Raw genomic sequence first — 13,747 nt, forward strand, 5'->3', positions numbered from 1 at the left:
TAATGCAAACTTAAAGCGCTAAAAGAAAATATCCGACAATTTGGCAGGTTTATAAATGCTTTAATATAAACGACACGGCATCAGGTGATTTAAATGAGTTATGTTTAGATACAACAATGAGCCTTTCTAGCGCTTCTGGTATATCTGCACTTTCGTAGGTCACCACGCCATCAGTGAGTAATAAACACACTTCCCTTTTTTCACATTCGGTTTCTTTTTTTGACCCAATAATTGAATAAGCTTTTCCCTGAATGCGCATAGGATACAGGGTGTTCATTAAAGGGTGGCCTGGCTTTAATGAGTCGAGGCTTTTGAATTTAGTGTCTGTTAGATAGCTCTGCATGTCTGACTGAACAATGTCTAACCCTTTCTCATCAAGTAAACCAACAAACATATTTTTAAGTTCATAGGGTATTTGTACTAACGACGAGCCAATATAACCGATTGCCGATGCCGCCAATGCCGAGCCCTTATGGGGCGTATCTAAATAAAAAACCGTGTTAGTTTTAAACCTAGGCTCAAAGAAAAAGGTGTCCCGAATATCTTCAGATATCGACTTTTCAACCTGCTCTGGTGACACGGCAAAGGTAGTATCCCAAAAGGCATCACCAGAAGATACCGTCAGTAACTTGGTTATAAGCCCTCCTAGGCTGTGCCCAATAAACACCGCCTCGCGAGTAATAACGGGGTTATCAATAGTGTCCAGTAGTGCATCAAGCTCTCTCCTAATTTTCATGGCGCTGTACAGTGGCGGCTGGCCTGAAGGGTAAAGCACATGCCAAATTTGATAGCGTTCGTTTAACCATTCGTCATTCATCACGGCCATGGTTAAGTAACGCCAAATCAAGGGATCGGAATTAAGACCATGGATCATAACAAGGGGAATTTTAGTGTCTGACATCTCCCCAATAACGTAAATTCCTCTAAGGGCTTTTGCTTGCTTAGTACCCACAAACCCTTTCCAACGAAGCCCGCCCACGGTTGCATCATTCAATAAGGCTAAATACGTGGCGCTTGGAGAGTAGCGCGCCATGTAGGCATTATTACCCACACGTACCGTGGTTCGTCCGTGGATTTTCTGGGCATCTAAGGTAATGTGCACCTCGTTACCGTCTAACTTAATGCCTTGGAACATTAAGGTGTAACTACTGTAAGTCCCTTCTTGAGGGTAATAAGTTTGTTCTGCTTCTGTGGTCGCTGGTTCTCTTACTACCACGGCAACGCCGTATTCCCCTAATATGTTGGGTTGCAGCGCCTCTTCTGAAGGCAGCATCCTAGAAGCAAAAATAATTGGTTGGTCTAAAGTCAAATGGGTGTGAAAATGTGCTTCATCTTCTTTCCCAGACATGCGCAATGTTAGCAAACTCATTAGTGCTTCTCGATGGCGCTTTAATGCAAAGTGGCGTTCGTCAGCACTGACATCATTCCTACCAAGTAGAGCTTGAGTACACAACAAGCTATTAATTAACCCTTCTGTCGAACGAGGTAGTACTGTTACGCAGCCCCAATAAAGCTCGCGTGTGGTGTGCGCATCATAATCAAGGGTGTATTGTGGCGTATCAGACAAACGCAAAGTGAGTGATGGGGGCTTGGGTTTATAATAGTCGGAAGAACATGACGCCAAGCCAAGCGCAAGCAAGCTAAACAGGATGGCTAACCTTTTTCTGCAATTAAAACTGCCCATGAAGCCCTGCCGTAAACCTAGTTGAGAAGAGCGAAAGAGTATGATGAATTTTTGTTCAGTATTCCACTAATTGGCAGTATTGTCGTTAGTTGAAAAAGTTTTACCTCAAAGAGCTGCGAACCCGTCATACTTACTGTATAATCCGCGGCCATTTTAGGCACAAGTAGCGTCGTTTACCGGGTGATATTTTAGATGACTGTAGAAACCTTCAATCCAAGTAAAGCAGCAAACAAAACCACTACTTTAGAAACGCCAGTTAGAACTCTAACTGAAAATCGTAGTACAGGTGCAAGCAACGGCGCCCGCATTGGGTTTGTCAGCTTAGGCTGCCCTAAAAACTTGGTAGACTCCGAGCGCATTCTTACGCAATTGCGTACAGAAGGCTACGATGTTGTTCCTACATACAACGATGCTGATTTAGTCATTGTTAATACCTGCGGCTTTATTGATGCCGCGGTGGAAGAGTCACTTGATACCATTGGTGAAGCGCTAAAAGAAAATGGCAAAGTCATCGTGACTGGTTGTTTGGGCATTAAAGAAGATGAAATTCGTGAAGTACATCCTAATGTACTGGCTATTACCGGTCCTCACGCTTATGAATCGGTAGTTGAGCAAGTTCACGAACACTTACCTAAGCCTCAACATAATCCGTTTGAACATTTAGTGCCCGATCACGGTGTTAAACTTACCCCTCGTCATTACGCGTATTTAAAAATATCAGAAGGCTGTAACCACAGATGCACTTTCTGCATCATTCCTTCCATGCGTGGCGATTTGGTAAGCCGCCCTGTAGGCAGTGTGCTTGATGAAGCTAAACGTTTAAAAGCTGCGGGTGTGAAAGAGCTACTGGTTATTTCACAAGATACCAGTGCCTACGGCGTTGATGTGAAACATAGAACAGGCTTCTGGGATGGTATGCCCGTAAAAACACACATGCAGCAATTGTGTGAGAAATTGGGTGAAATGGGTATTTGGGTGCGCCTTCATTATGTTTACCCCTACCCACATGTTGATGACCTTATTCCCTTAATGAATGAAGGTAAAATTCTTCCTTACCTTGATATCCCATTTCAGCATGCCAATAAACGTATTTTACGTTTAATGAAACGCCCTGGTAGTGCAGATCGTACCCTAGAACGAGTTAAGAAATGGCGTGAAGCCTGCCCTTCATTGGTAATACGCTCAACCTTTATCGTAGGTTTTCCGGGTGAAACCGAAGAAGAGTTTGAAGAGTTGCTCGACTTTATTCGTGAAGCACAGCTAGATCGTGTGGGCGCATTTGCTTATTCACCAGTTGAAGGTGCTCGTGCCAACGATTTACCTGATCCTGTGCCAGAAGACGTTAAACAAGAACGCTTAGCACGCTTTATGGAAGTTCAAGGTGAAATTAGCGCCCAGCGCTTACAAGCTCGCATTGGTAATGAATACCAAGTGGTTATTGACAGTGTAGACAGCGAAGGTGCTGTAGGGCGAACGTACGCCGATGCGCCTGAAGTTGATGGCTTAGTTCACCTTAATGGCGTTTACGATGTAAAACCGGGTCAACGGGTGTGGGCTGAAGTCATTCACGCTAATGAACACGACGTGTGGGCTGTGCTGTCTGAAGACCAAGACGAAGACGAAAGCCAAGGCTAATTTTAGAAGCAGCCAGCAAGCGTTCAACTCGCTAGCTACATTAAACACAGTTTAGAAAAAACCGGTAAGTCCTAAGGCTTTACCGGTTTTTTTATGTGTTCTTTAATCTAAGAAAAGTAACAAATATACTTTATATAAAGGACTTACTTAGGGCTTACCAAGGCAATTCATCGCCATTGGAATGAATAAAACGCCCTGCATTATCAAGAGTCATCTCAGCTATTCGAGCCACTAATCTTTGTGCAGAGGTATCTGCATCAATATCTCCGCTTCCATTCACCATTTCAGTTTGCACAAACCCTGGGTGAAATAAACCTACCGCTATTCCTTGTGGCTTGAGATCGTTTGCTAATGACACACCAGCAGCATTTAGTGCGGCTTTCGACATTCTATAGCCATAATACCCGCCAGAGGTGTTATCCGTCATAGAGCCCATTCTGCTGGTGATCATGGCTATCTTACTGTTGTCGGCCATTGATGAAAGCAGAGTTTGCGTGACAAGCAGTGGCCCCATAGCGTTCACTCTAAACTGATAATCTATGGTATGAGGTTCCCAGTCATCCAAGGTTTCTCTGCCCAACACACCAGCGTTATTAATAAGCAGGTCAATTTTAACGTCTGTTAATTCCGCTAAACTATCTGCCAGTGTATCTGGCTGCGACACGTCAACACCGGTAATTACTTTGACGCCAGAGGAATTGAGCTCATCACAGCTATTACGACAGGTGGCATACACAGTCGCACCTTGCGCTTTATATTGTTTAACGAGGGCTAGACCAATACCGCGGTTGCCCCCTGTAATGACTACGTTCATTTTAACGCTCCCTATTTTTATGCTGCACCCGATTTAGAATATGCCAGTCGTATTTCGAGAAAACCAGGCTGAATGCACTCACAATGAAAGAATGTATTAACCGTCTTTGGCAACGGTAAGATTTGTCTTTAAGCAGGCAAATCTTATTGCTCTTTAACACGTTATATCACGTAGCTTTTTTATCTTTACTGGTTTACAGCCACCTAAAAAAGCGAGTAAAAAGTGCGGCCTACCCTAGCGACGCCAGCAAACGCGCGAGATCTTCAGGTGTATCAATACCTACTGGTGGTTTGGCATTTGCCACAGTACAGTGGATTTTGTCGCCATACCACAAGGCCCGAAGCTGCTCGAGAGATTCAATTTGCTCAAGAGCACTAGGCTGATAACTTACGTACTGCTGCACGTATTGTGCACGGTACGCATAAATGCCTATATGTCGAAAATACAATTTAGGATCAACACTTTGACGGTTTTCCATCATACGATCGCGCTCAAATGGAATAGCCGAACGCGAAAAATACATCGCTTCTTGATGTGCGTTAACCAGTACTTTAACCATATTAGGGTTGAATACATCGTCGCTTTCTAAAATGGGCGTAGACAAGGTAGCCATCACACATTGAGGTGCATTCGACAAATTACTTGCCACTTGCTTAATGTTCGCCGCAGGAATGAAAGGTTCATCGCCTTGCACATTGACTACTATGCTATCAGCAGCAATGTTTTCTTTCTCAATGACCTCGGCAATACGTTCGGTGCCTGATTGATGTGTATCGGCGGTCATACATACATGAGAAAATTCGTTAGCAACGTCGGCAATGCGCATATCGTCAGTGGCGACAATGATTCGATCAGCCCCCGCCTCAATGGCTCGCTCCACCACATGCTGAATCATGGGTTTACCATTAATGTCAGCTAGGGGTTTACCTGGAAAACGGCTAGAGCCATATCGTGCGGGAATAACTACTGTAAATGCCATCACACACCTATCGCGTTGCGTCTACTTCATCAAGTGTCATTACCGTTGCTTTGCTTTCGATAAGCACCGGAATACCGTCTTTAATATCGTAAGCTAAACGGTCGAAGCGGCAAATTAGTTTATCTTTTTCATCATTAAGCACCAATTTGCCTTTGCACACTGGGCATGCCAGTACTTCTAATAATTTATTATCAAATGCCATTATATTTCCTTGCTTGCTAAGGCGTCATTGTTAAGCCAGCATTAACCAGCTTGTCATCTATTTGCGTGAAAAACTTCTGGTCGATACTTGCCGAAACCGGCAAATACCAACAATCGCTATGAGCGATTTCACTTACCTTCACCGCATCTTTTTCGGTCATTAGTACCGTACCCGAAGGGATATCGTTTGCTGTAAATTGGTGATGATCAGGAAACGGTAATGTGCTGGACAAATTCAACCCCATACTCTTTAACTGAGAGAAAAAACGTTCAGGAGCACCAATACCCGCCATTGCGGTAATATTTTTACCCGTAAAGCTAGTCAGTTCAGCCTGCTCGGTGGGCTTCGTAACAGAGCACATTTCACCGGCTACCAACTTCATAAGGTACTGAGGAGTTTGACCCGCTTTAAGCTCTGGCTTTTTGTTATCAGCACGGTTATGCACGATAGCATTCACCGTTGCCAGCCGCCAATGACCTTCTCTAAGCGGCCCCATCGGTATTAAAAAGCCGCTACCGGTTAAACGCTCGTCCATTACCACTACTTCAACATCTCGCGCTAACGCATAATGTTGAAGGCCATCATCACAGATAATTAGGTCGCAATTAAGAACATTTGAAAGGTAATTTGCGCCCCGGCTACGTAGGGGGTCTATGACGACTGGCACTTGGCTACGAATGGCCAGTAATCGAGGTTCATCCCCTACTTCACTGGCATCATCGTTACCGGTAACTTGTCGAGGATAGAAGCTAGACTTACCGCCATACCCCCTACTTAAAATACCAACTCGCACACCCTTTTTGCGATAATACTGCGCGAGTGCAAGTACTACGGGTGTTTTACCGTTACCGCCAACCGAAATGTTGCCTACGACAATAACCTTGGCATGGCCTCGATACACTTTTTTCAGGCCTGTAGAAAACAAACACCTACGAAAAGCAGTTATCAGCCAGAAAAGTATCGCAAGTGGCGATAACAGCCAAACTAATGGGTGACCAGCGTACCAGCGCTTCACCATACGGCTCACTTAGTTATCACCAAACTGCAGTGCGTGAAGCTGAGCATAATGCCCACCTTTCTCAAGTAACTCGTGATGCTTACCACTTTCAATGATTCGACCTTGCTCAACCACCATGATGGTATCAGCATTTTCAATAGTCGATAACCTGTGTGCTACTACAATACTGGTACAACGTTTTTGTAATGTTTCTAATGCATCTTGAATGAGTCTTTCCGATTCAGTATCTAGCGCCGAGGTAGCTTCGTCTAAAATTAGAATTGGCGCATCGGCTAAAATAGCGCGGGCAATAGCAATACGTTGGCGCTGACCGCCCGATAGCATAAGGCCATTTTCACCAATAACGGTATCGATACCTTCAGGTAAATTACCTAAAAATTCATCGACATGGGCCATTTTACAGGCTTGCTCGATTTGTGCTTGCGTCACCGTTTCTTTCGCACCATAAGCAATGTTATTGGCAATAGAATCGTTGAACAAAGTCACATTTTGCGATACCACAGCAAACTGCGCCCGTAGTGATTTCAAATCAATACTGTCTAAAGGATTATCATCCAACCTGACTTGCCCACTTTGCGGGGAATAGAATCGGGTAAGCAATGAGGAGATAGTCGACTTACCGCTTCCCGAACGCCCGACCAAAGCAACAGAATGCCCAGGCTCTACAGTAAACGAAACGTTCGACAGCGCAGGTGAATGCTTGCCTGGATAAGTAAAGGTCACATCATCGAATTCAATTTTACCCACTGCGCGTTCTACTTTTATGTCGCCAGAATCAGCTTCGTTTTCTCTGTCTAGTATTTCAAATACGCTTACGCAGGCAGTCATGCCTTTTTGAAATTCATTATTAATTGTAGTTAACTGTTTAAGTGGCTTTAATAGCATCACCATACAAAACACTACGTTAATAAATACACCAGCAGAGAGCTTTTCTACCATGCCAGGGGTACTGGCAATATAGAGCACTACGGCTAACGCAACAGAGGCAATAACTTGAATAGACGACACACTTAGAATTTGGGTAACCGCCAGCTTCATGGTTTGTTGACGATTATTATTATTTTTCTGCTCGAAGCGTTTTTGTTCGATAGTTTGCCCACCAAACATAATCACTACTTTATGGCCTTTTACCGCCTGCTCTACCGCAGAGGTTAAATTGCCCATGGCTTGCTGAATGTTTCGACTAACCACCCTAAACCGTTTACTCACGAATGAGACAATAACTGCAACCAAGGGGCCAATCAGCAAGAAGATAATAGATAATTGCCACGAGTAATAAAACATAACGGCGAGCAAACCAATAACCAGCGCTCCTTCCCGCACCAAGGTTAACAAGGCTTTACCGGAAGCATTTGCAACTTGCTCTGTGTCGTAGGTCACTTTACTTATTAACGCGCCCACCGCTTGCGTATCGTGAAATGACACCGGTAAATGGATATATTTATCGAATAACTGTTGTCGCATGCGCATGACAACCTGCGCACCAATCCACGTTAGTGTGTAGGTACCAAGAAAGTTAAATAAGCCCCGTAACAAAAACAAAGGGACTATGGCATAGGCGGCCAACCTTAGGTAAGCATGATCATTTTTCCCTAATGACTCGTCAATCATGGGCTGCAATTGTGCAAATACAAAAGTATCTACCGCGGAGTAGCCCACCATGCCAATAACGGCAACGAAGAAAGGGAGTTTATATTCACGCAGATAGCGTAAAAAGCGTTTAACCTGGAAGGCCGACGGATCGGTTTGTTGCATCAAAGTGTTTTAACCTGTTCGTTATTCATTACTTTCACCCTAGCTATTGTACTAGTACTTGAGTCATTTCCCTAATCAACCCTATGCTTTGCTTGGAAAATGTCCGTTTTCTTCACTTCAGATTCTGAAGAAATAAGATGCCTTGGCGTGTAACGTGGCAAATACCAACGGTTTTGGGCGTCTTTTCGTTCTGAACTAACTATATAGCCACCTTCTGCGAACTCAAGTCGAATGAAACCAAATTCACTGGTGGTGAATTGGCGAACGCCATAATGTTGGTAGCGAGAAAAGACTGAATGGCTTGGAAATTTCCACCTGTTTTCATACCCTTGCGTATAAACAACCACATCAGGGGAAACACGTTTAATCCATATATCAGTAGATGAGGTTTTACTGCCATGATGAGGCGCAATTAACACATCAGCATCCACTGCCATTTTTTCGAAGTGGCTTTTATTATCTTGAGCGCTGCTTATGCCCGCATTATCCCCATTAGTCATTTGCTTTTGTTCTGCATGTAATATGGCGTACTCACTGGAACGCTCAATATCACCAGGTAGTAAAATACTGTGATGTCCATCATCAATTTTTATCACGCAAGACATGGCATTACTGTCTTCTAGGTTTCCTTTTTCAGGCCACAGAAAAGTAAGGGTTAAACCTTGCCAGTTAATTACCCGGCCTCGCTCACACCCGTCTATTGGGCTTATCCATGAGGGCTGAATACCTTCGTTGTCTAACCAAGCTTTAAATGCAGCTTTTCCGCCAGCGTGATCAGTATCGCCATGACTATGAATAACCATGTCTACTTGCTCACTGTTATTTCGCTTAAGAAATGCAGGTATCACCTTACTCGCCAATGGCGCTTCACCGTTATACATAGGCCCTGTATCTACAATGATGGCATGTACACCTTTGGTTAACGCTATTGCAGTCCCCTGCCCAGCATCAAATACATTGACAAACCACCGGGCTGGTGATGAAGGGATAAGAGAAAAGGTAACTGGCAGTATTAGCAATAACACACATGGCCATTTGTAGCGCCACCTGGGCAAAACCACAAATAACATGGCGATAAGTAGGCAAAGCATTGAACCCGTGCTGGGATAGAAGTGTATTGCACTTATTCCCCAAGATGCCGCTTCGCTTAAGCAGCTTAAAAGCCAGCCCAATACTGTATCTATTTTGAGAAGCACCCAAACAGTAAAGTCTAAGCTTGGAGAAAAATAGAACCCTGCCATTAAAGCAAGCAGTGCAACAGGAAGAATAAGCGTAATAACCGGCAATACAAAGAGATTAGCGATAATACCAATTGTGCTAGCCGTACCAAACCACAAAAGAGTGATAGGCGCCATCACTACACTCACGCCTAACTGCATATAAAATAACGCTTTGTACCAAGGCATTGCTTGAAATCGAAACCGCCAATTAAGCAGCCAAATACTTATCACCGCGCCAATACTTAAATAAAAACTGGCTTGTAGTAACGACAAAGGGAACAACACAATACAGGTAAACAACATAAACACGCCCATATGTAATGGCCGTAACACATTATTGAATGCAGCAAAGCCTATGCCCACCACTAATAAAACAAACGCCCTTACGACAGGCAGTGCCATACCACTTAGCATGACATACAATGCCGCACTACTAACCAAAGTTATTAATACGTAACCCCTTAGGTTTATAAAAGCCGACTTTCCTTTCACTATGCTGCTAGCAACAAAAATAAACGCGCTACACCCATAAAATGCTGTCATGGCGATTATCGATAAATGCATGCCCGATATACTGAAAATATGCGCGGTACCGGTTTGTCCAATAGTATGCCAGTCTTCCTTGGTTAACAGACTGCGTTCACCAATCAATAACGCCTGAAACCAGCGCATTTGATTAAGAGGCAACGTAGATAAAAAAACTGACATGTTATGACGAGTACTATGGTTATGAAGCACAGATTCATGATGTAGCTGTTTTATATAGCCCGTGGCCACAATTTGTTGGCTGGCAAGGTATTGTTGCCGATTAAAGCCTACTGGGTTAAGCGTGCCGTAGGCCGGTTTTAATTTCACCGTAGCTGTAAATTCATCACCGTTGTGTAAACAGGCACCGGTCACGCGATGACTTAATGTCATTTTACGAGTGAATCTGAGTGCTAAGTCATCTAGGGCGTTAACCTTTACGGTGTACGCCATAAATCGCTGTTCGCTTTCATCATGCCCTGCGCTTTGAGTAGGTTTTGATTTACTTGAGTTTGCCGTGCTTTCTGTATTTTCCCTATTTAATGCATTCTCTCTATTTTTTAGGCTGGGCTCGGCGTTTTTTTGACCACTTAGACAGCCTCCATGGTCAACCACCGCATTTATTGTGACATCTTGTTGAATTTTGCTCTGTGGTAGTTGCCAAGATAGGTGCCAATACCCTAAACTCGCCAACCATGTAGCACCTATAAAAGCGCCACTAACTGCAATAAGCACAAACTTTATCCAAGACGTTTGTTTCTCACCGCTTATTGTATGAAAGTGAAAATTGCACTTTGAAAGGAACAGCAGTACACCACCACCTATGGCAAGCGTCATCACTAGGTTTAGCGATGGCAACTCGGGCCATAAAACAGCGGTTGTTGCGCTAACACAAAAACTGCCACACCAAATTGTGATACGATTTACCATTGTTTTACGTAGCAATAAATATAGCTGGCTGAATGTAGCCCATATGTTGATAGTTAACGAACGAGTGTTATGCCTAAGAAATTTATTAGACGCTTCCTGCCTGAACCGCAGGCTGTAAAGAACAACAAAATTCTGCGCGTATTCGGCAGCGTTTTGCACGAACCTAATTTATGGCATTTAAACAGACGTTCAGCGGCAGGCGGATTTTGTATAGGGCTGTTTTTTGCATTTTGGCCTGTACCCTTTCAAATGTGGCTTTCTGCGGGTGTCGCCATTCCTTTTCGTGCGAATTTACCGTTATCGGTAGCCACAGTTTGGGTTACCAACCCCTTCACCATACCGCCCATATTTTATGCTGCTTATAAAATTGGTTCTACTGTACTTGGGACCAAACCTGAGCACTTTGAATTCCAATTCAGTTGGCAATGGGTGGTAGAAAGCATCAGTACCATTGGCCCCGCATTCTTGGTTGGCTGCGCCATTTGTTCCATCATCGCCAGTGCTGTGGGTTACTTCACCCTGAACTGGATTTGGCGTTTTCAGGTCAAAAAGGCGTGGGAACGCAGAAGATTGGCGCGTGCAAAAGCCAAGGTACAAGCACAGTAACGCGCTGTCCCTGTTTCTAAACAGAAGAGTAGAGGCAAAGTATTGGCGGGTAGATAGCCTACCGTACATTTTCTGAATACATAGCTACCCCAAAAATACCCACGCAGAAACGAAAAAGGCGCTTTATTAAGCGCCTTTTTACGTTCCAATGATAAGCATGCTGTTAATTATAAAGTGCTAGTCATGCTCTGCTAAAAAGGCGAGCAACGTCGCTTCATCCCACACTTCAACATCTAGCTCTTGTGCTTTGGTCAGCTTCGATCCCGCTTTTTCACCCGCGACTAAAAAGGAGGTATTCTTCGATACCGAGCCTGCCACTTTAGCACCCAACAATTGTAGTTTCGCTTTAACATCAGAGCGACCCATTTCGCTTAATATTCCTGTTACTACGCAGGTTTGTCCATCTAGAGGAAGCGCACTTTGTGGCTTTTTCTCAATTGCAGGCCAATGAATACCCGCCTCAAGTAATGCGTCGATAACATCGGTGTTATGTGGCTCATTAAAGAAGTTATGCAAATGCGCCGCTACAATTGCGCCAACATCTTGCACTTCAATGAGTTCATCTTCGCTTGCGCTACGAATAGCCTCTAGGGTTTCAAAATGCATCGCAAGATTTGCCGCCGTGGCTTCACCTACTTCTCTAATCCCTAACGCATATAAAAACTTAGCTAACGTGGTAGCTTTCGATGCCTCAAGAGACAGCAACAACTTGGCAGCAGACTTTTCAGCCATACGCTCAAGACCAACAACATCGCCCAATTTAAGATTGAAGAAATCTGCTGGGCTATGCACTAAATCGGCATCAACGAGTTGATCTACCAACTTATCGCCTAACCCGTCGATATCAAATGCTTTACGAGAAGCAAAATGCTTCAACGCTTGCTTGCGCTGCGCCGCACAAATAAGGCCGCCGGTACAGCGAGCAACGGCTTCGTCTTCTAGTTTTTCTACATTAGAACCACATACTGGACAATCTGTGGGAAAGACAATGTCTTTAACATTGTCATCTCTTTTGGCTTGTACAACAGACACCACTTGAGGAATAACATCACCCGCTCGGCGAATGATTACGTAGTCGCCTACTTTCACCCCTAAGCGGTCTATTTCATCTTGGTTATGTAATGTGGCGTTTGATACCGTAACACCACCCACAAATACGGGCTCTAATCGCGCTACAGGGGTAATCGCACCGGTACGCCCTACTTGAAACTCAACATCTAACAGTTTGGTAATTTCTTCTTGAGCAGGAAACTTCTGCGCAATTGCCCAGCGTGGCGCCCGTGCTACAAAACCTAATGTTTGCTGTACGCTAATATCATCAACTTTAAACACTACGCCATCGATGTCGTAAGGCAAGTCGTCACGAAGGGTTAATATGCGCTGGTAGTATTCTAAGCAGCCTTTGCCGCCTTCAGCAGTGTCAATATCAGGGCATAAGGGTATGCCCCAGTCACCTAATTGCGCTAATCGCGCACTATGATAACGTGGCAGCTCGAAATCTTCAGGCGTAACCACACCCAAAGAATAGGCGTAAAACATTAATGGACGTTTCGCTGTTACTTTTGAATCAAGCTGCCTAAGGCTGCCAGCGGCAGCATTACGTGGATTAGCGAACACTTTTCCGTCGTTAGCACGCTGATAGTCATTAAGCGCTTCAAAGCCCTTCTTAGGCATAAATACTTCGCCGCGAACTTCCAATCGGGATGGGTAGTTTTCGCCACGTAATTTTAGAGGAACGTTAGCGATGGTGCGAACATTGGTAGTAATATTCTCGCCAACTTGACCATCCCCTCGCGTAGCTGCACGCACCATTTCGCCATTTTCATAAAGAATACTAACGGCTAACCCATCAAGCTTTGGTTCACAGCTAAAGCTAAGCGCTTTATTATCTTTCAGGCGATCGTAAATACGTTTTTCAAACGCCAATAGCGACACATCATCAAACGCGTTATCTAGAGACAACATAGGCACTTCATGCGTAACCTGCTCGAAGGCAGAAAGCGCAGAGCCACCCACTTTCTGACTGGGTGAACTCACACTCTGCAATTCAGGGAACTGCTTTTCGATACTAATGAGTTCCTGCATATCTCTATCATATTGTGCATCGGGCACCGTTGGGGCATCGAGCACATAGTATTGATAGTTGTATTCATTTATTTGCCCACGAAGTGATTCGGCGCGGGCTTTAGCTTGTTCTAACGAGTCTGACATGTTGATACTTGCGTGTAATTTTTTAAAAGAAATGGCTTTTGTATTCTGCTAAGTAAAACAGAAGCAGTACCCTCACTCAATATTAATTGAGTGGATGTACTTAACTACAAATAATTGCCCTAATGGTAGCATGAGATAACAAAAAAGGGCCGCTAAAAAGTCAGGCCC

The 13,747-nt window shown here is 44.2% G+C and carries 10 protein-coding genes; 2 read left to right on the forward strand and 8 right to left on the reverse strand.

Annotation, left to right across the window (positions count from 1 at the left end; all coding sequences use genetic code 11):
* Window positions 1–49 precede the first annotated feature (49 nt).
* On the reverse strand, window positions 50–1,684 hold the full coding sequence (locus AVL57_RS10450; protein WP_057791605.1) for an esterase/lipase family protein: 1,635 nt from the start codon (window positions 1,682–1,684) through the stop codon (window positions 50–52).
* A 192-nt stretch (window positions 1,685–1,876) separates the two neighbouring features.
* On the opposite strand from AVL57_RS10450, the gene rimO reads away from it, so the two are divergent.
* Window positions 1,877–3,319: a 30S ribosomal protein S12 methylthiotransferase RimO gene (gene rimO / locus AVL57_RS10455; protein WP_057791603.1), complete on the forward strand. Its 1,443-nt coding sequence runs from the start codon at window positions 1,877–1,879 to the stop codon at window positions 3,317–3,319.
* 154 nt (window positions 3,320–3,473) lie between these two features.
* On the opposite strand, the gene AVL57_RS10460 is transcribed toward rimO, so the two are convergent.
* The 6 genes from AVL57_RS10460 to AVL57_RS10485 form a co-directional block, all read right to left on the reverse strand.
* On the reverse strand, window positions 3,474–4,133 hold the full coding sequence (locus AVL57_RS10460) for an SDR family oxidoreductase (protein ID WP_057791601.1): 660 nt from the start codon (window positions 4,131–4,133) through the stop codon (window positions 3,474–3,476).
* Between the two features lie 229 nt (window positions 4,134–4,362).
* The gene (gene kdsB, locus AVL57_RS10465; protein WP_057791599.1) at window positions 4,363–5,112 is read right to left on the reverse strand and encodes a 3-deoxy-manno-octulosonate cytidylyltransferase; all 750 of its coding nucleotides are present in this window, start codon (window positions 5,110–5,112) and stop codon (window positions 4,363–4,365) included.
* A 7-nt stretch (window positions 5,113–5,119) separates the two neighbouring features.
* Window positions 5,120–5,314 (reverse strand): Trm112 family protein, encoded by a 195-nt coding sequence (locus tag AVL57_RS10470; RefSeq protein ID WP_013783967.1) that lies wholly within the window; start codon window positions 5,312–5,314, stop codon window positions 5,120–5,122.
* Between the two features lie 16 nt (window positions 5,315–5,330).
* A complete protein-coding gene (lpxK, locus tag AVL57_RS10475; protein ID WP_057796115.1) occupies window positions 5,331–6,332 on the reverse strand; it encodes a tetraacyldisaccharide 4'-kinase in 1,002 nt (333 codons plus the stop codon).
* A gap of 9 nt (window positions 6,333–6,341) precedes the next feature.
* Window positions 6,342–8,087 carry a lipid A export permease/ATP-binding protein MsbA gene (gene msbA / locus AVL57_RS10480; protein WP_057791597.1) on the reverse strand — a complete coding sequence of 582 codons (1,746 nt, stop codon included), beginning with the start codon at window positions 8,085–8,087 and terminating at the stop codon, window positions 6,342–6,344.
* 71 nt (window positions 8,088–8,158) lie between these two features.
* Window positions 8,159–10,762, reverse strand: a complete 2,604-nt coding sequence (locus tag AVL57_RS10485; protein ID WP_057791595.1) for a DNA internalization-related competence protein ComEC/Rec2 — start codon at window positions 10,760–10,762, stop codon at window positions 8,159–8,161.
* Window positions 10,763–10,831: 69 nt separating this feature from the next.
* Between AVL57_RS10485 and AVL57_RS10490 the strand changes: the two genes are divergently transcribed.
* Window positions 10,832–11,368 carry a DUF2062 domain-containing protein gene (locus AVL57_RS10490; protein ID WP_057791593.1) on the forward strand — a complete coding sequence of 179 codons (537 nt, stop codon included), beginning with the start codon at window positions 10,832–10,834 and terminating at the stop codon, window positions 11,366–11,368.
* A gap of 177 nt (window positions 11,369–11,545) precedes the next feature.
* Here AVL57_RS10490 and ligA read toward each other — a convergent pair whose 3' ends face one another.
* Complete coding sequence (gene ligA / locus AVL57_RS10495; protein WP_057791590.1) at window positions 11,546–13,579, reverse strand: NAD-dependent DNA ligase LigA; 2,034 nt, start codon at window positions 13,577–13,579, stop codon at window positions 11,546–11,548.
* Between the last annotated feature and the right edge of the window lie 168 nt (window positions 13,580–13,747).

This window comes from Alteromonas stellipolaris (assembly GCF_001562115.1).
GTDB lineage: Bacteria > Pseudomonadota > Gammaproteobacteria > Enterobacterales > Alteromonadaceae > Alteromonas > Alteromonas stellipolaris.